The sequence below is a fragment of the Curvibacter sp. PAE-UM genome (genome assembly GCF_001432305.1).
Lineage (GTDB): Bacteria > Pseudomonadota > Gammaproteobacteria > Burkholderiales > Burkholderiaceae_C > Hylemonella.
Window position 1 is genome coordinate 1,801,695 of the sequence record NZ_KQ483358.1, and the last position, 25,200, is coordinate 1,826,894.

General features: G+C 64.6%; 24 protein-coding genes and 1 riboswitch. Of the genes, 17 read left to right on the forward strand and 7 right to left on the reverse strand.

Annotation, left to right across the window (positions count from 1 at the left end):
- Positions 1–139: 139 nt before the first annotated feature.
- Together AO057_RS08770 and AO057_RS18080 are read left to right on the forward strand one after the other, a co-directional pair.
- Positions 140–1,894, forward strand: a complete 1,755-nt coding sequence (locus AO057_RS08770; RefSeq protein ID WP_057675268.1) for a bifunctional protein-serine/threonine kinase/phosphatase — start codon at positions 140–142, stop codon at positions 1,892–1,894.
- Between the two features lie 852 nt (positions 1,895–2,746).
- Positions 2,747–3,157, forward strand: coding sequence for a hypothetical protein (locus AO057_RS18080; protein ID WP_205630011.1), 411 nt, complete (start codon positions 2,747–2,749; stop codon positions 3,155–3,157).
- 50 nt (positions 3,158–3,207) lie between these two features.
- Here the strand turns inward: AO057_RS18080 and AO057_RS08780 are convergent, their stop codons facing one another.
- Positions 3,208–3,855 (reverse strand): FMN-dependent NADH-azoreductase, encoded by a 648-nt coding sequence (locus AO057_RS08780; RefSeq protein ID WP_057675270.1) that lies wholly within the window; start codon positions 3,853–3,855, stop codon positions 3,208–3,210.
- Positions 3,856–3,970: 115 nt separating this feature from the next.
- Here AO057_RS08780 and AO057_RS08785 point away from each other — a divergent pair, with 115 nt between their 5' ends.
- A complete protein-coding gene (locus AO057_RS08785) occupies positions 3,971–4,918 on the forward strand; it encodes a LysR family transcriptional regulator (RefSeq protein WP_057675271.1) in 948 nt (315 codons plus the stop codon).
- 14 nt (positions 4,919–4,932) lie between these two features.
- Here AO057_RS08785 and AO057_RS08790 read toward each other — a convergent pair whose 3' ends face one another.
- The 5 genes from AO057_RS08790 to AO057_RS08810 all read right to left on the reverse strand — a co-directional run bounded on the left by AO057_RS08790 (position 4,933) and on the right by AO057_RS08810 (position 10,487).
- Positions 4,933–6,147, reverse strand: a complete 1,215-nt coding sequence (locus AO057_RS08790) for an MFS transporter (protein WP_057675272.1) — start codon at positions 6,145–6,147, stop codon at positions 4,933–4,935.
- Between the two features lie 308 nt (positions 6,148–6,455).
- A complete protein-coding gene (locus AO057_RS08795) occupies positions 6,456–7,292 on the reverse strand; it encodes an ABC transporter ATP-binding protein (RefSeq protein WP_057675273.1) in 837 nt (278 codons plus the stop codon).
- A 10-nt stretch (positions 7,293–7,302) separates the two neighbouring features.
- The gene (ntrB, locus tag AO057_RS08800; protein WP_082605484.1) at positions 7,303–8,211 is read right to left on the reverse strand and encodes a nitrate ABC transporter permease; all 909 of its coding nucleotides are present in this window, start codon (positions 8,209–8,211) and stop codon (positions 7,303–7,305) included.
- 68 nt (positions 8,212–8,279) lie between these two features.
- Positions 8,280–9,524, reverse strand: coding sequence for a CmpA/NrtA family ABC transporter substrate-binding protein (locus tag AO057_RS08805; RefSeq protein ID WP_057675274.1), 1,245 nt, complete (start codon positions 9,522–9,524; stop codon positions 8,280–8,282).
- A gap of 318 nt (positions 9,525–9,842) precedes the next feature.
- The gene (locus AO057_RS08810) at positions 9,843–10,487 is read right to left on the reverse strand and encodes an ANTAR domain-containing response regulator (protein WP_057675275.1); all 645 of its coding nucleotides are present in this window, start codon (positions 10,485–10,487) and stop codon (positions 9,843–9,845) included.
- Between the two features lie 65 nt (positions 10,488–10,552).
- Positions 10,553–10,661, forward strand: a riboswitch (TPP riboswitch).
- A 56-nt stretch (positions 10,662–10,717) separates the two neighbouring features.
- On the opposite strand from AO057_RS08810, the gene AO057_RS08815 reads away from it, so the two are divergent.
- The 11 genes from AO057_RS08815 to AO057_RS08860 all read left to right on the forward strand — a co-directional run bounded on the left by AO057_RS08815 (position 10,718) and on the right by AO057_RS08860 (position 20,529).
- Entirely contained in the window at positions 10,718–11,824 is a 1,107-nt protein-coding gene (locus tag AO057_RS08815; protein WP_057675276.1) for a LuxE/PaaK family acyltransferase, read from the forward strand.
- Positions 11,821–13,272: an acyl-CoA reductase gene (locus AO057_RS08820; protein WP_057675277.1), complete on the forward strand. Its 1,452-nt coding sequence runs from the start codon at positions 11,821–11,823 to the stop codon at positions 13,270–13,272. The genes AO057_RS08815 and AO057_RS08820 overlap by 4 nt, the downstream gene beginning before the upstream one ends.
- Before the next feature lies 1 nt (position 13,273).
- Positions 13,274–14,032, forward strand: a complete 759-nt coding sequence (locus AO057_RS08825) for an ABC transporter ATP-binding protein (RefSeq protein ID WP_082605485.1) — start codon at positions 13,274–13,276, stop codon at positions 14,030–14,032.
- Positions 14,029–14,787 carry an ABC transporter permease gene (locus tag AO057_RS08830; protein WP_057675279.1) on the forward strand — a complete coding sequence of 253 codons (759 nt, stop codon included), beginning with the start codon at positions 14,029–14,031 and terminating at the stop codon, positions 14,785–14,787. The genes AO057_RS08825 and AO057_RS08830 overlap by 4 nt, the downstream gene beginning before the upstream one ends.
- A 10-nt stretch (positions 14,788–14,797) precedes the next feature.
- The gene (locus AO057_RS08835) at positions 14,798–15,784 is read left to right on the forward strand and encodes an ABC transporter substrate-binding protein (protein WP_057675280.1); all 987 of its coding nucleotides are present in this window, start codon (positions 14,798–14,800) and stop codon (positions 15,782–15,784) included.
- A 2-nt stretch (positions 15,785–15,786) separates the two neighbouring features.
- Positions 15,787–16,566 carry a 3-oxoacyl-ACP reductase gene (locus tag AO057_RS08840; protein WP_057675281.1) on the forward strand — a complete coding sequence of 260 codons (780 nt, stop codon included), beginning with the start codon at positions 15,787–15,789 and terminating at the stop codon, positions 16,564–16,566.
- Between the two features lie 62 nt (positions 16,567–16,628).
- The gene (locus tag AO057_RS08845; RefSeq protein ID WP_082605486.1) at positions 16,629–17,678 is read left to right on the forward strand and encodes an amidohydrolase family protein; all 1,050 of its coding nucleotides are present in this window, start codon (positions 16,629–16,631) and stop codon (positions 17,676–17,678) included.
- Positions 17,679–17,699: 21 nt separating this feature from the next.
- Entirely contained in the window at positions 17,700–18,740 is a 1,041-nt protein-coding gene (gene tsaD, locus AO057_RS08850; protein WP_057677232.1) for a tRNA (adenosine(37)-N6)-threonylcarbamoyltransferase complex transferase subunit TsaD, read from the forward strand.
- A gap of 65 nt (positions 18,741–18,805) precedes the next feature.
- The gene (locus tag AO057_RS17785; RefSeq protein ID WP_156404521.1) at positions 18,806–19,408 is read left to right on the forward strand and encodes a hypothetical protein; all 603 of its coding nucleotides are present in this window, start codon (positions 18,806–18,808) and stop codon (positions 19,406–19,408) included.
- 151 nt (positions 19,409–19,559) lie between these two features.
- Entirely contained in the window at positions 19,560–19,889 is a 330-nt protein-coding gene (locus AO057_RS08855; protein WP_057675283.1) for a DHCW motif cupin fold protein, read from the forward strand.
- A 217-nt stretch (positions 19,890–20,106) separates the two neighbouring features.
- Positions 20,107–20,529 (forward strand): PH domain-containing protein, encoded by a 423-nt coding sequence (locus tag AO057_RS08860; protein WP_057675284.1) that lies wholly within the window; start codon positions 20,107–20,109, stop codon positions 20,527–20,529.
- Positions 20,530–20,633: 104 nt separating this feature from the next.
- Here AO057_RS08860 and AO057_RS08865 read toward each other — a convergent pair whose 3' ends face one another.
- A complete protein-coding gene (locus AO057_RS08865) occupies positions 20,634–20,993 on the reverse strand; it encodes an Hsp20/alpha crystallin family protein (protein ID WP_057675285.1) in 360 nt (119 codons plus the stop codon).
- A 215-nt stretch (positions 20,994–21,208) separates the two neighbouring features.
- On the opposite strand from AO057_RS08865, the gene AO057_RS08870 reads away from it, so the two are divergent.
- The 3 genes from AO057_RS08870 to pnp all read left to right on the forward strand — a co-directional run bounded on the left by AO057_RS08870 (position 21,209) and on the right by pnp (position 25,140).
- On the forward strand, positions 21,209–22,369 hold the full coding sequence (locus tag AO057_RS08870; RefSeq protein WP_057675286.1) for a pyridoxal phosphate-dependent aminotransferase: 1,161 nt from the start codon (positions 21,209–21,211) through the stop codon (positions 22,367–22,369).
- A gap of 163 nt (positions 22,370–22,532) precedes the next feature.
- Complete coding sequence (gene rpsO, locus AO057_RS08875; RefSeq protein WP_057675287.1) at positions 22,533–22,799, forward strand: 30S ribosomal protein S15; 267 nt, start codon at positions 22,533–22,535, stop codon at positions 22,797–22,799.
- A gap of 217 nt (positions 22,800–23,016) precedes the next feature.
- On the forward strand, positions 23,017–25,140 hold the full coding sequence (gene pnp, locus AO057_RS08880; protein ID WP_057675288.1) for a polyribonucleotide nucleotidyltransferase: 2,124 nt from the start codon (positions 23,017–23,019) through the stop codon (positions 25,138–25,140).
- The last annotated feature ends 60 nt before the right edge of the window (positions 25,141–25,200 follow it).

Sequence of the window (25,200 nt, forward strand, 5' to 3'; positions counted from 1 at the left end):
CAGCTTTGGCCGGGTACGCCTGAAGCGATGCAAGGGTCGTGCCAGTTTTGTGCGGGGCAACAAAAGAAAGGAGACTGCCTGGCCGGCAGGCGCCTTCAAAATGCACCAACACCGGCATCAATCTTGCGGAACGGTCAGCATGAGCTTTGAAATGGACATCGGCTACACCTCGCTTGCAGGTGCCAAGGCCGTCAACGAGGACTTCGCCGGCGCCATGCTGCCCGAGGACGGGCGCGAGGACATGGGGGTGATCGCCGCCATTGCCGACGGCGTGAGCGCCGGCGGCCTGGGCCAGGAGGCGGCCCAGACCACGGTGGCCACATTGGTGCGTGATTACTACAGCACGCCCCAAACCTGGGATACCACCGTGGCGCTGGACCGCCTGATCGCCGCGCAGAACACCTGGCTGGCCGCCACCAACCGCCGGCGTGCGCCCGCCACCGGCATGACCACGCTCACCGCCCTGGTGCTGCGCGGGCACTCCTACACCCTGGCCCATGTGGGCGACACGCGGGCCTACCTGCTGCGCGAGGGGCAGGTGACCCAGCTCACGGTGGACCACGTCATGCCCCACCCCGATTTCCGCCACCAGCTCATGCGCGTGGTGGGCGCGGAAGACCGCCTGGTGGTGGACTACATCCAGGGCGACCTGCAGGTGGGCGACGTCTTCATCCTGCTGAGCGACGGCGTGCACGGCTCGCTGCGTCTGCGCCTGCTCGCGGAAATGGCCGAACTGGCCAACGCGCAGCTCATCAGCGAAAGCCTGGTGCAGGCCGCCATCAAGGCCGGCAGCAACGACAACGCCACCGCCCTGGTGGTGCGTGTGCTGGGCCTGCTGGACGCCACGCTGCAGGACGTGAGCCGCAGCGCCCAGGCCCTGCCGGTGCCGGTGCGCCTGAAACCGGGCGAACTGATCGACGGCCTGCGTGTGGAAGAGGTGGCCGCCGACAACGGCATCAACCTGATCTACAAAGTGCGGGACACCCACACCCAGACCGACTACGCCCTCAAGACCCTGCATCCCTCGCGCGCCCACGACCCCGAGGAATGCGCCATGCTGGCCCACGAGGCCTGGCTGGCGCAATGCATGCAGACCTCACGCGCGGCCGAGCACCTGGTGCGCCTGCACGAGAAGCCGCCCGCCGGCAAGGGGCAGACGGCTTTCTACCTGCTCTACGACTGGCATGCCGGCGAGACCCTGCAGCAGATGCTGGCCCGCCAGCAGCGCTTCAGCCCGGCCCAGGCCGTGGCCCTGGCCACCCAGGTGCTCAAGGCCCTGGGCCGCCTGCACCGCCAGAGCGTGGTGCACCGCGACATCAAACCCGCCAACCTGCACCAGGGCGAAGACGGCGTGCTGCGCCTGCTGGACCTGGGCGTGGCCCTGAGCGGGCGCGAGCCCGAGGCCATGCGCCGTCTGCACGCGGGCACGCCCAGCTATATCAACCCCGAGCAATGGGGCTTTACCGTGCGCGCCGGCGGCATCGACACCAATGTGCCGCCCGAGGACCCCGACGCCATGAGCGACCTCTTCGCCCTGGGTGTCACCTTCTACCAACTGCTGGCCGAGGGCAAGCTGCCCTACGGCGAGGTGCTGCCCTACCAGAGCGGCCGTTATTACCGCGACCCGACGCCACCGAGCCGCCACAACCCCGAGGTGCCCATCTGGCTGGACCACGTGGTGCTCAAGGCCGTGGCCCGCGACAAGCGCCAACGCTTCGAGACGGCGGAGGAGTTTCTGCTGGCGCTGGAGCGCGGGGCTTCTCGGCCGTTGACGGCGCCGCCGGCCTCGCCGCTGTTGCAGCGGGACCCGACCTTTGTGTGGAAACTGTTGTTCGGGGTTAGTGCTCTGTTTAATGTGCTGTTGATCTACTGGTTGCTGTTTTTGCCGAAGTAGGGGCGGCGAGACTGTGGCACTTACCTTTCTGTGGGAAGGCTGATATAAATCAGGCGCTTACAACAAATAAGGGGAGAACGACTTGATGGACTTGAACCTTGTTCATATGGCAGTTTTGCTGTTTGTATCGAGTCAGATGGCATGAAGGTCTTCCTCTGGATATTCCGATTCTTCAGAGCGTGGATGCTGGTTTGCTTCGCCTTGACCTTCTTTGTTGTTCCGCTTTACTTGGTTGCCATCTATCCAGATGTTCCGCAACCGTACCTCAATTTCAAGCGCTACATTGGGTACGGCGTTGTCAGTGGCGAGCCCTCGGCACTTGGCTTTTTCTATCGCCTGACCAGCTGTGGTCTTATGGTCTCTCTTGGTTTGTTAATCGTTTGGGGGTGGTCGCGGGACGGCGACTCATCAAAGAGGAATGGAAGAGGTCGTGGGAATTCCGTCTAATTCATCTCAACCGAGAGTGGGATGCCAGCGGTTCTCGCTCATTTCAAACGTCAGCTTTCATTAGTGCCACCTCACCTCGACTAATGGACAAGAGAACAAGTAATCTCAAAAAACAGCGGCTTCAGGAGAGGCGAGTAGTCCCTGTCTTCCTTTTCGTCGCCGTTGCTGTTCTCTTCTATTGGCTGGCTTTCAGGGTCTTCACCGCCACCGACTGCGAGTTCTTTGGTTCAAAGCTCGCGCTGGTGCTTGTTCCTGCATGTGCTGCCTTCGGAAACCAAGGTGCCGCTGTATTCCCCTTTCTCATTGCCTCTGCGTCACTCGTCATTGGGGTCCTGTCGCTGAGGCAATATAGCAATCCAACTCGCCGTTCCACGCGACACCCTCCGAACTAGTACGTTAAACAGCATGTCGGGTTTCACTCTTGCAACGGTGGGCAGATTCTTGGTCGAGTACGGACTGCTCGGCATTTTGATCACCATGCCACCCGCACTGCTTCTGGCTCTGGGCTTGAGGATGAAGAGCCGTTGGACGCTTTTCCCTAGCGGAGGCCTGTTTCTGTCTCTTGGGTGTGCCATTTTTGGGCTGACCCTCGAAGGCATCAGCACCGGAGAGGTACTGGCGCTGTCGCGATCAACCCTGACCGTGGCACAGGCTGGCCACCCTGTTTTCTTCTGGGTGTCGACCGCGGCTTTTTTGCTTGGCTCTTTGGCTATCGTTGGCCTAGGCCTTTTTCTTTTGGGGCGAGCGTGTTTTCCATTGAACAACCCAGCCCACGCTGATCCAGCAAAGGCTGTCAGCAGCCCACTGCGCCCATAAAAAAGCCGGCCCTCCTTAACGGAGGGCCGGCTTTTTAACGCTGACGTTCATCAGGCCGCGATGGCTGCCTGGTCCTGGTTGGCGGCCTTGCGGGTGGCGGCCTTGAGTTGCAGGGTGGCGCTGTCCAGGGCTGCGGCCTTCTTGGCATCGCCCATGGCCACGCCTTCGGCGCGCACGAAGCGCACGTCGGTGATGCCGAAGAAGCCGAACACCGTCTGCAGATAGCTTTCCTGGTGTTCCATGGCGCGGCCACCTTCGCTGGTGGAGTACACGCCGCCGCGGGTGGAGGCCACGATCACCGTCTTGCCGCCGGCCAGGCCCACGGGGCCGGTCTCGGTGTACTTGAAGGTGCGGCCCACCTGGGCGACGCGGTCGATCCAGGCCTTGAGCTGGCTGGGGATGCTGAAGTTGTACAGCGGTGCGCCCACCACGATGACATCGGCGGCCAGGAACTGGCTCACCAGCGCTTCGGACACGGCGTTTTCACGGCGTTGTGCGTCCGTCAGGGTGGCGGTGGCCGGCAGGCGGAAACCCAGGGATTCGGCGCTCAGGTGGCTGGGGGCCTCGGCGGCCAGGTCCAGGTAGTCCACCGTGGTGCCCGGGTGCTGGGCTTGCCATTCGGCCACGATGGTGCGGGTCAGCTGGCGCGAAACGGAGTTGTCGCTCAGGATGCTGGAGTCGATGTGCAGAACTTTCATGGGGGTCCTCATCAAGTGGGTTATCGATGTTGTTATTCTGAGGATGAGACCAATGAATGACTAGATGGCTAAATCGCGTTATATTGTCCTGAAAATAGGACAATAGAGGGCCCAGATGCAGGATCTCAACGACATGCTGTATTTCGCCGAGGTGGCCGAACGCGGCGGTTTTGCCGCGGCCAGCCGGCACCTGGGCATCCCCAAATCCAAGCTCTCGCGCCGGGTGGCCGAACTCGAAGGGCGCCTGGGCGTGCGCCTGCTGCACAGGACCACGCGCAAGCTTTCGCTGACCGACGTGGGCGAGCACTACCTGCGCCACTGCCTGGCCATGCGCGATGCGGCCGAAGCGGCCACCGAGGCGGTGGAGCAGGTGCAGACCGAGCCGGGCGGCACGGTGCGCGTGGCCTGCCCGGTGACACTGGCGCAGACCACGGTGGGCCCCATCCTGCCGGCCTTCCTGGCGCGCTACCCGCAGGTGCGCGTGGACATGCGCGTCAGCAACCGCGTGGTGGATCTGGTCGAAGAGGGTTTTGACGTGGCGCTGCGTGTGCGCGTGAGCCTGGAGGACAGCCGCAGCCTGGTGGTCAAGCATCTGGGCTTGACGCGCACCGTGCTGGCGGCCAGCCCGGCCTTGCTCAAGCGTCTGGGGCAGCCGACCACGCCCGAGGATCTGCAGAGCATGGACACAGTCGCCATGTCCGGTATCGACGGCAAGGCGAGCATGGTCCTGCAGGGGCCGGGCGGACAGACTTACACGCTGATCCACACCCCGCGCCTGCTGGCCGACGATCTGCTCACGCTCAAGTTTGCCGTGCTGCAAGGTGTGGGCATGAGTTTCCTGCCCGATTACATGTGCCGCGCCGAACTGGACGACGGCCGCCTCGTGCATGTGCTGTCGGGCTGGGCGCCACCGCCCGGCGTCTTCCACGCGGTGTACCCCTCGCGGCGCGGCATGGTGCCGGCGGTGCGGCGTTTCCTGGATTTTCTCGGCGAGTACGTGCTGGCCGAAGGGGTGCCGTCGGCGTCACAGGCCGAGGCCGTGCTGGACCACGCCAGGGACTGAGTCCCAGGCTGCGGTCACGCGCTGCGCGCGCGGCCTCCCCTCTCAGCCCAGGTGCGGGTCCAGCGGAGCTGCATCACGCGTGTCATGCCCAGCACCAGGAGCGAGAGCATGGCGAAGAGGGCGAACCCCCAGAAATAGGTGCCGGTGTATTGCTTGGACAGGCCCATGGCGTTGGGCACCAGGCCGCCGCCCAGGGCGCCGATCTCGCCGATCATGGAGCCGGCCACGGCGGTGCTCAGCGGCCAGCGCAGGGGAACCAGCTGGAACAGCGCGCCGTTGCCCGCGCCCAGGGCGGCGAAGCACAACATCATGAGCAGGGTGGTGAGCACCAGCGAGCCGCCGGCCAGCCCGCACAGCAGCAGGGAGATGGTGACGATGACGAGCACGGCGGTCAGCGTGTTGATGCCGCCCCAGTGGTCGGAGATCCAGCCGCCGAAGATGCGCAGCGCCGCGCCCATGAAGGCGGCCAGCATGGTCAACTGGCCGGCCTGCACCTTGCTCACGCCGAACTGGTCGTAGTAATAACTCGGCAGGAAAGTGGTCAGGCCGATGAAACCGCCGAAGGTGATGGCGTAGATGATGCTGAAGGCCCAGCCGTCTTTCTCGAAGAGGCAGGCGATGTGGTCGCGGAAGCTGGCGTGTTTGTCCACGTCGTCGGGCTCGCGCGCGATGAAGACCATCACCAGCACCGGCAGCAGCAGGCCGATGGCGGCCAGGCCGTAGACGGCCTTCCAGCCGTAGGCCTGGGCCAGCTGCGGCGCCAGCAGGGCCGAGATGGAGGTGCCCACGTTGCCCGCGCCCACCAGGCCCATGGCCAGGCCCTTGTAGCGCGCGGGGAAGGAGCCCGAGCCCAGCGAGAGCGCCACGCCGAAGCTCGCACCCGCAATGCCCAGCAGCACGCCCATGGCCAGCAGGTCGTTGAAGGACTCGACGAAGAAGTAGCCGTAGAGCAGGGCGATGGCGATGCCGCCCATTTCCACCAGGGTGGCGTTCTTGCGGCCGATGTACTGCGCCAGGATGCCCAGCGGAAAACGCATGAGCGCGCCGGCAAAGATCGGGATGGAGAGCATCAGCCCGATCTGCGCGGGGCTGAGCTGCAGCGATTCCTTGATGAAAGGCGCCATGGCGCCGTTGGTCACCCAGACGCCGCAGCAGTAGGTGAAGTACACGAAGGAGGCCAGCAGCGTGGGGCTGTGGCCGGCCTGGAGGAAATTGCGAAAGCTGTTCATCGTGCTTGTCCGTGGGCCAACAAAAAAGGCGTCGACACGTGCATGGCAGCAGGGCTGCGCACATGTGGACGCCTTCGTCTGGAACGATCCGGTGCGCCTTTGCACCGAATGCGGGATTTCAGGCCGGCATTGGCCTGTTCATCTCAATGCAAGCAATATCTGCGCCCGGACTTGGGGCGGTCATGCCGATAGCCGCAGTGCCCGGTTTTCAGCGCGGGGACACCGCGGAACCGGCTTCGCCGGGCCGCTGGTGTCGCCCCCTTGAGGGTGGGGGCCGCGCTCAGGCGCGGCACGGGGGTGTACTTAATTCAAGCTGCTTTTTCCACGTGCGCCTGGCGCGTGTAGAGGAAGTCGATCACGGCCTTGCGGCAGTTGATGTAACGCGGGTCTTCGGCCAGCTCCACACGTTTGCGCGGACGCGGCAGGTCCACCGCCAGCACTTCGCCAATGGTGGCGGCCGGGCCGTTGGTCATCATCACGATCTTGTCGCTCAGCAGCACGGCCTCGTCCACGTCGTGCGTGACCATCACCACGGTGCTTTTGGTGCGCGCCACGATCTCCAGCAGCTCGTCCTGCAGCTTGGCGCGGGTGAGTGCGTCCAGGGCGCCGAAGGGTTCGTCCATCAGCAGCACCTGGGGTTCCATGGACAGGGCGCGGGCGATGCCCACGCGCTGTTTCATGCCGCCCGAGATTTCGCCGGGGCGCTTTTGTGCCGCGGGCGTCAGGCCCACCAGGGCCAGGGCGGCCTCGGTGCGGGCCTTGAGCTGGGCCTTGTTCTCGGCGGCTGCGCCCGTGCTCTTGCTGCCGGCGCCGAAGACGCGTTCCACGGCGAGGTAGACGTTCTCGTAGCAGGTCAGCCAGGGCAGCAGCGAATGGTTCTGGAACACCACCGCGCGCTCGGGGCCGGGGCCGGCGATCTCGCGGTTGGCGCACAGCAATGTGCCGTTGGTGGGCGTGGTCAGGCCGGCGATCAGGTTGAGCAGGGTGGACTTGCCGCAGCCCGAGTGGCCGATCAGCGCCACGAACTCGCCCTTGGCGACCGTGAGGTTGATGTCGCGCAGCGCAGGGAAGGAGCCCTTGGCGGTCTTGAAGGTCTGCTCGACGCCCTGGACCTCGATGTACTTGGTGCTCAGTGATTCGTTCATGACGGACTCCTCAGTTTTTCACTTCTTCGAAGGTGAAGGCGGTGGCCAGCTTGATCAGCGCAAATTCGAGCACCAGGCCGACGATGCCGATCACGAAGATGGCGATGATGATGTTCTTGACGTTGAGGTTGTTCCACTCGTCCCAGACCCAGAAGCCGATGCCCACGCCGCCGGTCAGCATCTCGGCCGCGACGATCACCAGCCAGGCCGTACCCACGGCCAGGCGCACGCCGGTCAGCATGTAGGGCAACACGGCTGGGAAGAGGATCTTGGTGACGATCTTCCATTCCGAGAGCTGCAGCACGCGCGCCACGTTCATGTAGTCCTGCGGCACGCGCTGCACGCCCACCGCGGTGTTGATGATCATGGGCCAGATGGAGCAGATGAAGATGGTCCAGATGGCCGCCGGGTTGGCGCCCTTGAAGACCAGCAGGCCGATGGGCAGCCAGGCCAGCGGCGAGACCGGGCGCAGCAGGCTGATCAGCGGGTTGAACATGCGGCTCAGGAAGGTGAAGCGCCCGATCATGAAACCGGCCGGGATGCCCACCGCCGCCGCCAGGCCGAAGCCCAGCGCCACACGTTCGAGCGACATCAGCACGTTCCAGCCCACGCCCTGGTCGTTCGGGCCCTTGCGGTAGAACGGGTCGCTGAAGATGATGAGCGCCTGCTTGAAGGTGTCGGCCGGGCTGGGGATGCTGCTGTTGCTGGTGATGGTCACCAGCGCCCAGATGCCCACCAGCAGGGCCAGGCCCAGCACCGGCGGGATCACGCGCAGCCACAGGCCGCGCCAGTCGTAGCCCGGCGTCTTGACGGCCTCCACGGCGGGGGCTGCCGGGGTCGTTGCCTTTTTCCCGCCGGTGGGCGGGAGGGGAACGGGGGTCGCCCGTTCCAGGGGGGTATGAAACACGGCGCTGACCATGATGGGTTCCTCTTTCCTATTCAGTTGAGGACAGAGCAAGCCTGCGGCCTGGTCTGTCCCGCAAGGTTTCAGGCTTTGATCTTGAAACTGTCGGCGTACTTCTTCGGGTCCTTGCCGTCCCAGACCACACCGTCGATCATCTTGCTGGTGCGCATCACGTCCTTGGGCACGGAGGCCTTGGCGGCGGTGGCGGCCTGCTTGTAGATGTCGATCTGGTTGATCTGCTTGGCCACGGCCAGGTAGTCCGGGTGCTCTTTCAGCAGACCCCAGCGCTTGTGCTGGGTCAGGAACCACATGCCGTCGGAGAGGTAGGGGAAGCTCGCCTTGCCGTCGTTGTAGAACTTCATGTGGTTGGGGTCGTCCCAGGTCTTGCCCATGCCGTTCTGGTAACGGCCCAGGATGCGCTGGTTGATCGCGTCCACGCTGGTGTTGACGTAGCTCTTGTCGGCCACGGTCTCGGCCATCTTCATCTTGTTGGACAGGCTCGCGTCGATCCACTGGCCGGCCTCGATGATGGCGGCCGTCACGGCGCGCGCGGTGTTCGGGTACTTCTTGACGAACTCGCCGGTGGTGCCCAGCGCCTTCTCGGGGTGGTCCTTCCAGATGTCCTGCGTGGTGACCGCGGTGACGCCGATGCCGTCGATGATGGCGCGGTGGCCCCAGGGCTCGCCCACGCAGTAGCCGTCCATATTGCCCACGCGCATGTTCGCCACCATCTGGGGCGGCGGCACGGTGATGACCTTGGCGTCCTTCATGGGGTTGATGCCGGCCGAGGCCAGCCAGTAGTACAGCCACATGGCGTGGGTGCCGGTGGGGAAGGTCTGGGCAAAGGTGTATTCGCGCTTGTCCGTGGCCATCAGCTTGGCCAGGCTGGCGGCGTCCACCGCGCCCTTGTCGGCCAGCTTCTTGGACAGGGTGATGGCCTGGCCGTTGTTGTTCAGGCTCATCAGGATGGCCATGTCCTTCTTGGGACCGGAGACACCCAGGTGCACGCCGTAGATCAGGCCGTAGAGCACGTGGGCCATGTCCAGTTCGCCGTTGACCAGCTTGTCGCGCACACCGGCCCAGCTGGCTTCCTTGCTGGGGATGATCTTCACGCCGTACTTCTGGTCGATGCCCAGCACCGAGGCCATGACCACGCTGGCGCAGTCGGTCAGCGGGATGAAGCCGATCTTCACTTCCTTCTTCTCGGGTGCATCCGAGCCGGCGGCGTAGACGGCAGCGCGCAGGGCGGGGTCGATGCCGACGGCGCCGACGGCGGCGGTCTGCAGCACGGCGCGGCGGCTGAGTTTGGCGTTCAGAAGATCAGGCATGAAAGCTCCTTGTGGCGATGAAGAAAACAAGAAAGGCGTCCTCACCGAGCCGGCGCGTCTGGATGACGCGGCCATGCTCCGTGGGGACGCCTTTGTCCGTACCGGTGGCCACATCCGCCGTTGGACGGGCTGCCGGTTGACCGTGAGTGGTCTTGTTAACTGCTACGCAAAGGGCGTGCCAGCTTCGGGGTTTTGGGGGTGCTACTGATTTAGTAGCTTTAAACCCATGTCTATCAATGGGTTACCGAGGTCCGTGCGCTGAAGGGGGTGATGCGCCGGAATGGTGCAGTGCACCAAAAGGAGATGCTGTGCGCTGCTCTAAAGCAGATCGGCCACGTCGAGCATGCGCTGCGCGACCTCGGCCAGTTTCATGCCCTTGTCCATGGCGGTCTTGCGCAGCTTCTCGTAGGCCAGCTGTTCGCTCAGGCCCTGGCGCTGCATGAGCAGGCCCTTGGCGCGGTCGATGGTCTTGCGGTCCTTGAGCTCGGCGCTGAGTTCGTCGAGCTCGTTGCGTGTGACGGCCAGTTCCTGGCGCAGGGCCTGCTCGTGCTGGAAGCGCGCCAGGGCCACGTCCAGGATGGGGCGGATGCGCTCGGCCGACAGGCCGGCCACGATGTAGGCCGTCACGCCCGCGGCCACGGCGGCGCGCACGTGCGAGGTGTCCTGGTCGTTGGTGAACATGACGATGGGGCGCGGTGCCTCGCGCGTGGCCATCACCACGTGCTCCAGCGCGTCGCGCGCGTCGCTCTCGGCGTCAACGATCACCAAATCGGGTTGCAGCTGCGCGAGGCGTTCGTTGAGGAAGACGTCGGCCGGCAGCGAGGCGACCAGGTTGAAGCCGCTCTCGAGCAGGCCGATGCGCAGGCTGCGCGAACGGTCGGCCTGCTGCAGGGCGTCTTCGTCCCCGGGGTCGCCCACCCCCAGGTCCGAGGTCACCACCACGATGCGCAAGGCTTCATTCATATAGGGATCAACTTGCAAGAAATGCGCCAAAACAAGGCGGCAGGTTTGCCGCTTGGCATAGAATTATCCCTGCTCCGGGGTGTCGTCCGCGCAAGTGGAGGGCTGAGATGGTCGAACCGAACCCGTGAACTTGACTCGGATCATGCCGACGTAAGAAGAGCTGTTAGCCAGGCCCCCGCCTCGCCACACCTTTCGGAGCACGCGCCGCCGGCGCATCAGGAAAGGTTTTCGTGGCAGAAGCAGTACACCCATCGTCGCAACCAGCTTCGGGCATCGTTCCCGATCTGCTGGCGTTCATCGCGCGCCCGGATGAGGGGGAAAACAGCTTCAACGCCCTGGCCCTGCGCCTCTTTGCCCACCAGTTCCAGCACAACACCGCCTTCCAGAAGTTCTGCCAGCAGCGCGGCCGCACGCCGCGTACCGTGAAAAGCTGGTGCGACATTCCGGCCGTGCCCATCAACGGCTTCAAGGACCTGACGCTGAGCTGTCTGCCGCCCGAGGCCTGTGAGCGCGTTTTCATGACCAGCGGCACCACGCGCGGCGACGTCAAGGGCCGGCACTACCACCCGCAGCTGCAGGTCTACGACCTGTCGATGACCTTGAACTTCCGCCAGCGTTTCATGGGCGGGTCTGATCGTGTGCGTATGGGCCTCCTTTTTCCGAGCGAACAGCTGATGCCCAATTCCTCGCTGGCGCATTACCTGGCGCTGGCCCTGCACAACTTCGGTACACCCGAGAGCCGCTATTACCTGGACACCGAAGGCCTGCAGGTGGACGCGCTCTGCGCCACGCTGGCGCAGGTGCAGGCCAGCGGCGAACCTTTTGCGCTGCTGGGCGCGAGCTACAGCTTCGTGCACCTGATGGATGCGCTGCAGGCGCGCGGCCTGCAATTCAAATTGCCGGCCGGCAGCCGCTTGCTCGACACCGGTGGTTTCAAGGGCCAGTCGCGCGAGATGGACATGGACGCGTTCTACGACGCGCTCGCATCGACTTTCGGCGTGCCGCGCAGCGCCTGCATCAATATGTACGGCATGACGGAACTCAGTACGCAGTTCTACGATGCGGGCAATGCCGTGCTGCCGGCCGTCAAATCCGGTCCGCACTGGATCCGCACGCGCGTGCTGGACCCGCTCACCGGGCAGGAGATGCCCCGGGGTGAGCGAGGCATCCTGGCGCATACGGACCTGGGCAACTTCAATTCCGTCACCACCATCCTCACCGAGGACGTGGGCGTGGCAGTGGAGGGTGGTTTCCTGCTGCTGGGCCGCGCCCAGGGCGCGCAGGCCAAGGGCTGCTCGCTGGCGGTGGATGAATTCCTGCGGGCGGCACAGTCATGAAAGTCACCGCCGGTTATCTGCCGGGCCTGAACTCCAGCGAGGTGCAGTGGCACACGCTGGGCTTTGGCGCCGGTGCACAGCAGGTCGATGTGCTGGTGCCGCAGCTCACGCCAGCCCAGCTGCACACGCTGGCCGCGCATGTGCGCAGCCAGGGGCGCACGCAACTCAAGCCCATGCCGGTCACGCAGATCATTGCCGCCATCGACCGCGCCATCGAGCGCCTGCTCAACCCCGCCGATCCTTACCGACTGGAACTGGAGCTGCTGCTGCCACGCATCAGCGGCTTCGACGCCGAGATGGTGCGCCTGGGCCTCAACGCCTACCTCAAGACCTTCCGCGCGCCGCAACTGCAGCGTTTCGTGGCCGAGGACTTCAGCAACCCCAAGCTGCTCGACGAGTTCCAGCCACGGGCCAAGGGCGGCATGGCGCGCGCACTCGGCCCCGAACTGCTGGTGCACGTCTGGGCCGGCAACGTGCCGGGCCTGCCGCTGTGGAGCCTGGTCTGCGGCCTGCTGGTCAAGGCGCCGGCCATCGGCAAGGTGGCCAGCGCCGAGCCGCTGTTCGCTTCCTTGTTCGCGCGCCTGCTGGCCGAGGTGGAACCGCGCCTGGCCGAGGTGCTGGCCATCGTCTGGTTCAAGGGCGGCGACACGGCCAGCGAGCGCGCGCTGTTTGCCGAAGCCGACACGGTGCTGGCCTATGGCGGCAATGACACGTTGACAGCGCTCAGGCAGCAGGTACCGGTGAGCACGCGTTTCCTGCCGCACGGCCACAAGCTCAGCGTGGGCCTGGTCTCGGCGGCCGCGCTGGACGTGGCCCATGCCCCGGCCACGGCACGCGCCGCGGCGCTGGACGTGGTGCGCTACGAGCAGCAGGGTTGTTATTCGCCGCACACCTATTACGTGGCGCGCGGTGGCCGCGTGACGCCGCGCGAGTTCGCGCAGCAGCTGGCCGGTGAGCTGGCCGCACTCCAGCATAAATTTGCGCGCCGCACGCTCACGCTGGAAGAATCCGCCAGCGTGGCCGGCTGGCGCCAGGGCCAGGAGCTGCAAGGTTTTGCCGGGGCCGGCGTGGAACTGCTGGGCGACGCCGGTGCCCCCTGGTGCGTGGCCTATGCTGAGCAGGCCAGCGCCTTGCTGCCCTGCGCGCTGAACCGCACGGTGCAGGTGCAGGCGGTGGACCGCCTGGCGGACACGCTGCCCCTGCTGGCCGCGCAGCGCGAGGTGCTACAGACCGTGGGCCTGGCCGCTGCGCCGCAGGAACTGCATGCGCTGGCCGAACGGCTGGGCGCGGCCGGTGCCACGCGCATCTGCGCCCTGGGCCAGATGACCGCGCCCGAAGCCGGCTGGCACCACGACGGGCGTTTCAGCCTGCTGGACCTGGTGCGCATGGTCGAGCTCGAACAATCGGCCGAGGATGCGGCTGAGGCCTACGCGCCGTACAGGGATTGATATGAGCGCTGCCCCCTTCCTCGACATGCAGCAGGTGAGTTACACCTTCCCCGGCTGGCCGCCGGTGGTGCAGCGTGTGGACTGGGACATCGCGCCCGGCGAGTTCCACTGCCTGGTGGGGCGCAGCGGCTGCGGCAAGACCACCCTGCTCAAGCTGGCCGCGGGCCTGCTGCAACCCGATGCGGGCACGGTGAGCCTGCAGGGCCAGGCGCTGCACGCGCCCGGCCCCGGCACAGGTTTTGTGTTCCAGCAGCCCACGCTGCTGGACTGGCTCACTGTGCTGGACAACGTGCTGCTGCCCCTGACCCTGCAGCGCACGCCGACAGACGTCGACCGCGCACGCGCCGAACAGCTGCTGGCGCAGATGGGCCTGAGTGCTTACCTGCGACACCATCCGCGCCAGTTGTCCGGCGGACAGCAGAGCCGCGTGGCGATAGCTCGCGCGCTGCTGCTCGATCCGCCCATCCTGCTGATGGACGAGCCTTTCGCCGCGCTCGATGCCATCACGCGCGAGGAACTGCAGGACGAGTTGCAAGCCATGTGCCGTGCGCGCGGCACCTCGGTGTTTTTTGTCACGCACGACATCGCCGAGGCGGTCTACCTGGCCGACCGCGTGGCGGTGATGGACGCCGGCCGCATCCGCCATGACATCCGTGTGGACCTGCCGCGCCCGCGCGGACGGGACCTGCGCTACAGCGCGGCCTTCAACGCGATCTGCGCCGAACTGCGGCATGCCATGGACGGGGAGGGGGCTGAATGATCCGCTACCCGCGTCTTTTGGCTTTCGCCTTGCTGGTCATCCTGCTGCTGGCCTGGGAGTGGGCCGTGTCGGCCTTCAGGTTTTCGCCGCTGGTGCTGCCCGCGCCCAGCGTGATCGGCGCAGCGTTGCTGCGCGGCCTGCAGACGGGTTATCTCTGGCCGCACGTGGCCCAGACCCTGCTGGAACTGGGCCTGGGGCTGGCGCTGGGTGTGGCCATGGGTTTTATCGGGGGCGTGTTGCTCGGTGAATCGGCCGTCTTGCGCCGCGTGCTCATGCCCTATGTGGTGACCAGCCAGGTGGTGCCGAAGCTGGCGCTGGTGCCGCTGTTCATCGTCTGGTTCGGTTTCGGCACCGTGCCCACGGTGGTCATCACCGCGCTGATCTGCTTCTTCCCCCTGCTGGAAAACACCTTGACCGGCATCGCCCAGGTTGACGCCGCGCGGCTCGAACTGTTCCGCATGCTGGGGGCAACCCGCTGGCAGACCCTGTGGCGGCTCAAGGTGCCCGCCGGGCTGCCCGCCATCCTGGCCGGCCTGCGTGTGGCCGTGGTACTGGCCCTGGTGGGGGCGGTGGTGGGTGAGTTCATAGGCGCCAGCAAGGGCCTGGGCGCGCTGATCATCGCCGCCCAGGGCTCGATGGACACGCCGCTGATGTTTGCCGTGCTGCTGCTGATCACGCTGATCGGCCTGCTGCTGTACGAGGCCACGCTCTGGATCGAGCGTCGGTTGCTGCGACCCTATTCATCCAACCTTTGAGGACGACACCATGAAACGACATTTCCTGCGCACCTTCGCTGCGCTCGCACTCGGTGCCCTGTGCACCGGCGCCTGGGCCCAGGCCAAGCTGGACAAGGTGACGATCGCCGGCTGGGGCGGCCCCATCTCCGAGATCACCAATCTGCTGGTCGAGCCCGACAAGGGCTTCTTCCGCGCGCAGGGCATCGCCATGGTCTTCATGCCCGGCACCGGTGGTGGCGATGCCGTGCGCAACCTGCTCAGCGGCCAGGCCGACGTGGCCTTCACCGACCCGGGTTCGCTCTACGCCGCGCTGGACAAGGGCGAGAAGCTGCGCGTGATCTACGACATCTACCCGCAGAACATCTTCAACGTGGTGGCGCTCAAGAGCCGCGGTATCAGCAAGCCTGCGGATCTGAAAGGCAAGAAGATCGGCGTCTACAGCCTGTCCAGCGGCACGCTGACCAATCTGCAGCTTCTGCTGAACCAGGCCGGCCTGAGCGAGAAGGACGTGACCATTGTCGTCACGGGCCTGCTGAACTTCGCGCCGCTGATGCAGGGGCAGGTGGACGCCACCGCCGCTACCGACACCGGCCTGCTGGTGGCCCGCGCCAGAGGCGTGGGTGAGGTGAACGTGATGGAAGTGCGCAACTCGCTCAACGTCTCCAGCGACATCTTCGTGGTGCGCGAGGAAACGTACCAGCAGAAGAAGGACGTGCTCAAGCGTTTCCTGGCCGCTTACCGCGACAGCATGCAGTGGATGATCAACAACCCGCAGGAAGCCGCCGCGCTGGCGGTCAAGCGCGCCATCAACGGCCAGAACGAAACCGTGAACCTGGAAGTGATCAAGCTGCGCAATCTCTCCAGCGTCTCGCCACTGACGCAGAAGAACGGGCTGGGTGCCATCGATGTCGACATGCTGCAAAAGGGCGCCGACGCCTGGAAGAAGATCGGCCTGGTCCAGCGCGACCTCAAGATGAAGGACGTGGTGTCCGCCGACCTGCTGCCCGGTAAATAAGCATGAATTTCCAGGGCCAGGTCATCCTCGTCACCGGCGCCAGCCGCGGCATCGGCGCGGCCATCACGCAGGCTTTTGCGGCCGAGGGTGGCTTCGTGGTGGTGAACTACCTGCGCAACGAGGCCGCCGCCGACGCGGTGGTGGCGCAGTGCAAGGCGGCGGGTGCTGCAACAGGTGGAGATGCCTGGGCCATTCGCGCCGACGTGAATGACGCCGCTCAGGTGCAGGCCCTGGTGGCCCAGGTGCAGGCCGAACTGGGCCGCATCGACGTGCTGGTCAACAACGCCTTCGCGCCCTACCGCTTCGACCCCGAACAGCGCAAGCGTTTCTGGGAAACCGGGTGGGACGACTACCAGACCCAGTTCGACGGTGCCGTGCGCGCGACGTACAACGTCTGCCAGGCCGTGCTGCCCGGCATGCGCCAGCGCGCGCAGGGCTGCATCGTCAACCTGGCCAGTGATCTGGTCGAGCGGCCCGTGGTGCCGTATCACGACTACGCAACGGCCAAGTCCGCGCTGGTGGGCTTCAGCCGCAACCTCGCGGCCGAACTGGGGCCGCTGGGCATCCGCGTGAACTGCGTGGCGCCGGGCCTGGTCTACCCGACCGATGCCAGCCGCGCGACCAAAGAGGATGTGAAAGAAGCCATCGTGGCGCAGACACCCTTGCGGCGCATCGCCCGGCCTGAAGACGTGGCCGGCCCGGTGCTTTTCCTTGCTTCGGACTGGAGCCGTTTCATGACCGGGCAGGTGCTGGTGGTGGACGGCGGGCTGGTGATGAAGTAGCTTGTCCTGAGGACCGCATAATCGGCAGGGTTCCCTGACGTTCAACCTAGGAAAGCAAGCAGATGCTGAACAGAGTATTAGGGGCCCTGGTGTTGTGCTGGGCCGGTATGGCGCAGGCGCAGCCTGCGGCGATCCCCCTGGTCGACACGCACATGCATTTCGAATCGGTTCCCCAGATGAACTTCCATGCATCGCTTGCAATCGCGATCAAGGAGATGAACCGCCGCAACATCCGCATGTCGCTGCTCATGTCGCCACCACGAGCCAGCTTCTACGCGAGCATCAACCACGACATCGAGGACCTGCTGTTTGCGGCCCAGGCGCATCCAGACCGTTTTGCCGTGCTCGGCGGCGGCGGATCGCTGACCATCATGATCAACGAAACCCGCCCCGAGGCGGTGGACGAAGCGATGCGGCAGAAGTTTCGCCAGCGGGCCGAGCGCATCATCGCGCTGGGCGGCGTGGGTTTCGGGGAGATGTTCATCCAGCACCTGTCCCTGCCGGCCATGGGGCCCGGCCACGCCTATTCCAGCGTACCGGCCGACCACCCGCTGCTCCTGCTGCTGGCCGACATTGCCGCCGAACACGACGTGCCGATCGACATGCACTTCGACATGGTGCCGCAGGACATGCCGCTCCCGCCCATCCTCAAGAGCCCACCCAACCCGGCCCAGCTCCAGGCCAACCGCGCGGCGTTCGAGCGGCTGCTGGCACACAACCGCAAGGCCAGGATCGTCTGGTCGCACGTGGGCTTCGAGCCCATCAACACCCGCAACCCGCAGGTGGTCACGGAAATGCTCCAGGCCCACCCCAATCTGTACATGAGCTTCCGCCTCAACCGCGGCGGCCCGCGCAACACCATGGCGCTGGAGCCCTCGGGCCAGCTCAGGGGGGGCTGGCTGGCGCTGGTCCAGGCCTTTCCCGACCGTTTCATGCTGGGCAGCGATGCCTTCTACGCCCCGACCGGCATTTCCCGCGGTTCCAGCGCGGAAGGCATGGACAACCTGCGCGGTCTGATCGAGCAGCTTCCCCCCGAACTGGCACTCCAGGTGGCGAGCGAGAACGCGCGGCGCCTCTACAAGCTCAAGCCCGGCCAGCCGGCTGCGAACTGAACCATGCACGATCCGGCCAAGATGCTGATCCTGGGCATCGAATCCTCCTGCGACGAAACCGGCGTGGCCCTGGTGCAAAGCCATGGCGGCCCGGTGCCGCAGCTGCTCTCGCACGCGCTTTACAGCCAGATCGAGATGCACCAGGCCTATGGCGGCGTGGTGCCGGAACTCGCCAGCCGCGACCACATCCGCCGTGTGCTGCCTTTGACCACGCAGGTCATGCAGGAGGCGGGCAAGACACTCCAGGACATCGACGTGGTGGCCTACACACGCGGCCCCGGCCTGGCCGGTGCACTGCTGGTGGGCGCCGGAGTGGCCTGCGCCTTGGGAGCGGCCCTGGGCAAGCCGGTGCTGGGCGTGCACCACCTCGAAGGCCATCTGCTCTCGCCCTTCCTGAGCGCCGATCCGCCCGAGTTCCCCTTTGTCGCCCTGCTGGTCTCGGGCGGGCACACGCAGCTGATGCGGGTGGACGGGGTGGGGCGCTACGAGATTCTGGGCGAAACGATCGACGACGCGGCCGGTGAAGCCTTCGACAAATCGGCCAAGCTCATGGGCCTGCCGTACCCTGGCGGCCCGGGGCTGGCCAAACTGGCAGAGCAGGGCGACGGCGCGGCCTTCAAGCTGCCGCGGCCGCTCTTGCACAGCGGCAACCTGGATTTTTCCTTTGCGGGTCTGAAGACGGCCGTGCTGACGCAGGCGCAACGCCTGGGCGGCGAACTCGAGGCACGCAAGGCCGATCTGGCAGCCTCGACGCAGGCCGCCATCGTCGAAGTGCTGGTGAAGAAATCACTGGCTGCGCTGAAAGAAACGGGGCTGAAGCGCCTGGTGGTGGCCGGTGGCGTGGGCGCCAACCGCCTGTTGCGCGAACAGCTCAATGCCCAATGCGCCAAGCTCAAGGTGCGCGTTCACTACCCCGAGCTGCACCTGTGCACCGACAACGGCGCCATGATCGCCATGGCCGCCGCCATGCGCCTGCAGGCCGGCATGCAGGAGGCCACGCGGGCCTACACCTTCGAGGTCAAGCCGCGCTGGCCGCTGGATGCGATCAGTCAGTCGGTCTGAGCTGACGCGCACGCGGCTGCCGGCTTTGCTGGCGTGTTCATGGAAATTCCGGTGGGGCAAAACGCTTGAAACCCGATATATTTCAAGCACTTGAATCAAGAAGCGGGAGGCGCCATGAACTTTGTTATGCCGACAAATTTGCAGCCTATATCAAGTTATGCCTCTCAGATGCCATGTCCGATAGCGATTTCATAGCCTATGCAGCCGCTTTAGTTGCGCTCCTCGCCGCGCTATATGCGCGGCACACGCGAGATGCCGCTCGGAGGGCCAATGACATTGCAGTTCAGAACGGCCTCAGGCCATTCCGCCTTGAGGTCTATCGTTCAATGCAGGACTTCGCTCACTACTGTTCAACGTATCGAACGCTTTGGCATCTTGGCGCAGTAAAGGGAACGCGGGACTTGGTCGGGCGAATTGAAAGTTTCAAGTGGGAAATTGAGCACCAAGGGCCTTTGGCGATGCCGTCAGTTGAAGCCAAGGTCGCGGAGTTTCAAAACAAAGCCTGGCAAATGCAGCGACTATTGGACCGCTTGCCTGCTGGTCAAAACAATCCAGAAGATCGAGTCTACCAATCTGGCGAAGAAAACATGGATGGCCTCGTTGAATGGTTTGCAAATGAAAGAAAAGCACTCAATGCCACTTTCCAGCCTTACCTCAGCGAGGTATAACCCTGCGGTCCACCGGACGCTGCGCGATAAAGCCGCGCAGCGCCGGTGACCTCCACGTTAGGCATCACATGAGAGCTCATTTGCGCAACCGCGGACGAACCTCGGATCCACGAACCACCGCTATGCCAAGAGCAACTTTGAGGCACCAATCATGAAGATGGAAGGTATACCCTTTGGCACCACCGACTGGGATTCGATGCCTCGCACCGAGCACAAAGGAATTACCGGGGTCGCCTACTGGCGCACGGCCAACTTCGGAAGTATTCGAGTGCGCATGGTTGAATACTCACAAGGCTACGACGCCGACCACTGGTGCTCCAAGGGTCACATCCTGCTGTGCCTGGACGGCCAGCTCGAAACCGAGCTTGAAGACGGTCGCATATTCATTCTGAAGCCGGGCATGAGCTACCAGGTTGCCGACGGAGCAGAACCGCACCGTTCTCGCACCAAAGTCGGCGCCACACTGTTCATCGTCGACTGAAAACCGCGCATGCAAGCCACCGTGCGCAGTGATGTTTAGCCCCTCGGTCAACCTGACCCGCTACGGTAGCCGCCGCTTGGCCGCTTCAGGCCCCAGTGGCATCATGCCTTCCGCGGCCAAGCGCTGTCTGCCTACGCGGGCAGGTTACCTCGAACGTTCGCAGCGCTGAAAGCCCCGGGGTACTAGACTCCGCCCTTGTACAGAACCCAGGAACCCCATGACGAGTTATGTTGAAGACGCCTTGGTCAAGGACGAGAGAATCGTCCATCTCGGGCATATCAGCCTCTGGGCCCTCTGGCATCTGATCGCGCTGGGGGTCGTTCTGCTGCCAGCCTTCGGCCTGGGTCTCATCTTCCTGGTGTTGGCCTATGTGAAGTACAGGACCACCGAACTGGCCATCACCAACAAGCGGGTGATTGTGAAGTCCGGCTTCATCCGGCGCAGCACGATCGAGATCAACATCAACAAGGTCGAGAGCCTGCAGGTTGATCAAGAGGTGCTCGGGCGTCTGTTCAATTTCGGTACCTTGATCATTTCAGGGGCCGGCACGCCGCAAGCACCTGTCGCCGGCATTTCAAGGCCCATGGAGTTCCGGAAGGCCTTCATTGAAGCGCAAGACCAGTCGAAGTCAGTCGTCTGACGCGCCAATCGAGATCGGGTCGCCTGCGGCTTCGGCCCATCGTCAATGTTGAAGCCAAGAAAAAGGCCGCGAGATTCGCGGCCTTTTTTCTTGGAAGGTGAGGCTCAGTTGATTGCCAGCTTGACGGTCTTGTCGGCCGGCTGGACCTTGACCAGCTTGAGCGTAAGCACACCGTTTTCCAGCTTGGCTTCGCTGGCAGAGACGTCGATGTCCTGCGGCAACTCGTAGGCGGCCTTGTACTGGCGCTTGGCTTCGGGCAGGGTTTCGATGCGGATCACATTGCCTTCGATGCCGATGGACAGCTGCTCGCGGCTGACGCCAGGCACGTCGAAGCTCAGCTCATAAGCCTTGTCTTCGGCGGCGCTGGCCGGTTGCTCGGCGGGCGCGGACTCGTTGAAGAAGCGGTCGAAAGCGCGCAGCGAGGGGGCGAAGGCGGAACGGCGGATGACGGGAACAAACAGCATGGTTGAACTCCTGTGGTGTAAACGGTGGACTCGGTGTGCGGAGGCACTGCCGGCCGCAGGGCATAACTGGGAACGGGCCAAGACGTTTTCAAGGCCTGCAGCGTGCGGCAAATTTTTGGCGGCCAGGTCTTGAAAACATGGGCGCTGTCTCTATGTCGGGCCGCTGCGCCCGTGCCGGGCAGGCGGCACAATCGACCCCTTGCGATGGAGAAAACATGCGCCAGGTAATCCGAAACCTCGAAGAATCCAAAATCCGCGAAGTGGCCAATGCCGGCCTGGGGCGCAGCGACGTGCTGGCCTTCTGGTTCGGCGAGGGCGACGAGGTCACGCCCGACTTCATCCGCCAGGCGGCCATTGACTCCCTGCAGAAGGGCGAGACCTTCTACAGCCACAACCTGGGACTGCCCGAGCTGCGCACGGCCATCGCCCTGCACCTGAGCCGCCTGCACGGGACCGTGGCGCCGGACCGCATTGCCGTGACCTCGGGTGGTGTCAACGCGCTGATGATCGCCATGCAGGCCCTGCTGGAAGCGGGCGACGAGGTGGCCATCGTGACGCCGGTCTGGCCCAACCTGACGGCGCAGCCGCTGATCCTGGGTGCGCGGCTCAAGCCCATCCCCCTCAAGCCCGTGGCCGGTGCCTGGACGCTGGACCTGGAAGCGCTGCTGGCCGCGGTGACCCCGGTCACCAAGGTGCTTATCCTCAATGCACCGAGCAACCCGACCGGCTGGACCCTGACGCGCGAGGAGCAGCAGCGCATCCTGGAGCATTGCCGCAAGACCGGCACCTGGATCCTGGCCGACGAGGTGTACTCGCAGCTGTATTACGAAGCCGATACGCCCAATGGTTGCGCTCCGAGCTTCCTGGACATTGCCTCCTCCGAAGACCGGCTGGTCGTGGTGCACAGCTTTTCCAAGAGCTTCCTGATGACGGGCTGGCGCCTGGGCTGGCTGGTGCTGCCCTCTGCCATCACGCACGATGTGGGCAAGCTGATCGAGTTCAACACCTCCTGCGCCAGCGTCTTCACCCAGCGCGCGGCCCAGGTGGCGCTGGAGCGTGCGGATGAGATCACGCCGCGGGTCGTGGCCCACCTGAAAACCTGCCGCGACACCCTGGTGCCCCTGCTGCAGGCCCTGCCGGGTGTGGAGCTGGCCAAACCCGCGGCCGGCATGTACGCCTTTTTCCGGCTGGCCGGATACGACGATTCCCTGGCCACGGCCAAGCGCCTGGTGCGCGAGGCCGGCCTGGGTCTGGCGCCGGGCGAGGCCTTTGCCCCCGAGGCCCAGGGCTGGCTGCGCTGGTGTTTTGCGTCCAAGGACCCGCAGCGCCTGGTGCTGGGGGTGGAGCGGCTTCAGAAATGGCTGGGAAGTAAGTAGGCGCTCCGCGAAACAGGTTTGGGCTATAATTCCATGGTTCTGCGGCCTGCCAAGGCTTGTAGAGCGCACGTCAGTAGCAGTTCCAGCCGCTGACGCAAGTTGTAAACCCTGGGACGTCCCGACCGAAAGCGGCCGGTTTCGTCCCGCATGACAGGAAATAGAAATGATCGCTACCAGCATCAAGGCCGAAGTTGTCAAGGCCAATGCCCGTTCCGCTACCGACACCGGCAGCCCGGAAGTCCAGGTCGCCCTGCTGACCGCCCGCATCAACGAGCTGACCCCCCACTTCAAGACCCACGCCAAGGACCACCACGGCCGTCGCGGTCTGCTGCGCATGGTGAGCCGTCGCCGCAAGCTGCTGGACTACCTGAAGTCCAAGGACTTCGACCGTTACAGCGCGCTGATCACCAAGCTGGGTCTGCGCAAGTAATCGCCCCGAACAGATGAACAGGAGCGCCTGAGTTGGATTTCTAGCTCAGGCGCTTTGTACTTCGGAGCAGACAGGAACAGAGCGAAGCTGTGTCATTCCAGAGGAAATTGAGCGAATTTCCCTCTGATTTCTCTGGAATGGCATCGTGTTCTGTGATGTGGCTTCGAGCCCTAGGGGAGGCGGCTCAGACCTCCCTTGATCCATAAAGGAGAAACACATGACCATGTTCAACAAAGTCACCAAGACCTTCCAGTGGGGCCAGCACACGGTCACCATGGAAACCGGCGAAATCGCCCGCCAGGCCACCGGCGCCGTGCTGGTCAACATCGACGACACCGTGGTGCTGGCCACCGTGGTGGCGACCAAGAGCGCCAAGCCCGGCCAGGACTTCTTCCCCCTGACGGTGGACTACACCGAGAAGTCCTACGCCGCCGGCAAGATCCCGGGCAGCTTCTTCAAGCGTGAAGGCCGTCCCAGCGAGCTGGAGACCCTGACCTGCCGCCTGATCGACCGTCCGATCCGTCCGCTGTTCCCCGAAGGCTTCTACAACGAAGTCCAGGTGATCGTGCACGTGGTGAGCCTGAACCCCGAAGTGCAGGCCGACATCGCCGCCATGATCGCCACCAGCGCCGCGCTGAGCATCAGCGGCATCCCCTTCAACGGCCCCATCGGCGCCGCGCGCGTGGGTTACATCAACGGTGAATACGTCCTGAACCCGGGCCAGACCCAGCTCAAGGACAGCCAGATGGACCTGGTGGTTGCCGGTACCGAATCCGCCGTGCTGATGGTGGAATCCGAAGCGCAACAGCTGTCGGAAGAGATCATGCTGGGCGCCGTGGTGTTCGGCCACGAGCAGGGCAATATCGCCATCAACGCCATCCACGACCTGGTGCGTGACGCCGGCAAGCCGGCCTGGGACTGGAAGGCTCCTGCCAAGGATGAGGCCCTGATCGCCAAGGTCAATGCGCTGGCCGAAGAGAAGCTGCGCGCCGCCTACCAGATCCGCAACAAGCAGGCCCGTACCCACGCCTGCCGCGAGACCTACGCCGTCGTGATGGCCGACCTGAAAGAGGCCGGCGTCGAGTTCGACAGCGTCAAGGTCGAAGGCATGCTGTTCGACATCGAAGCGCGCATCGTGCGCAGCCAGATCCTGGCCGGCGAGCCGCGCATCGACGGTCGCGACACGCGCACCGTGCGCCCCATCGAGATCCGCAACGGCGTGCTGCCCCGTACCCACGGTTCGGCCCTGTTCACGCGTGGTGAAACCCAGGCCCTGGTGGTTGCCACGCTGGGCACCGAGCGCGACGCACAGCGCATCGACGCGCTGGCTGGCGAGTTCGAAGACCGCTTCATGCTGCACTACAACATGCCTCCCTTCGCCACTGGCGAAGCTGGCCGTTTCGGCACCCCGAAGCGCCGTGAAATCGGCCACGGCCGTCTGGCCAAGCGTGCCCTGGTGGCCTGCCTGCCGACCAAGGAAGAGTTCCCCTACACCATGCGTGTGGTGTCCGAGATCACCGAGTCCAATGGTTCCTCGTCGATGGCTTCGGTCTGCGGCGGCTGCCTGTCGCTGATGGACGCCGGCGTGCCGATGAAGGCCCACGTGGCCGGCATCGCCATGGGCCTGATCAAGGACGGCAACCGTTTCGCCGTGCTGACCGACATCCTGGGTGACGAAGATCACCTGGGTGACATGGACTTCAAGGTGGCCGGTACCACCAACGGCATCAACGCCCTGCAGATGGACATCAAGATCCAGGGCATCACCAAGGAAATCATGCAGGTTGCCCTGGCCCAGGCCAAGGAAGCCCGCATGCACATCCTGGGCAAGATGCAGGAAGCCATGGGCGAGGCCAAGACCGAGGTGAGCAACTTCGCGCCCAAGCTCTTCACCATGAAGATCAACCCCGAGAAGATCCGTGACGTGATCGGCAAGGGCGGCTCCGTGATCCGCGCGCTGACCGACGAGACCGGCTGCCAGATCAACATCGAGGAAGACGGCACCATCACCATCGCCGCGACCGACGCCACCAAGGCCGAGGAAGCCAAGCGCCGCATCGCCGAGATCACCGCCGAAGTCGAAATCGGCAAGGTCTACGAAGGCCCGATCACCAAGATCCTGGACTTCGGTGCCCTGGTCAACCTGCTGCCCGGCAAGGACGGCCTGCTGCACATCAGCCAGATCGCCCACGAGCGCGTCGAGAAGGTCACGGACTACCTGTCCGAAGGCCAGATCGTCAAGGTCAAGGTGCTGGAGACCGACGAGAAGGGTCGCATCAAGCTGTCCATGAAGGCGCTGCTGGACCGTCCGGCCCAGAACAACGGCGGCGAACAGGCCTGATCCGACTTTGTCACCCTGACGATGGCGTCCTGCGGCAAGTCCGCAGGCGCTGTCGGAGCG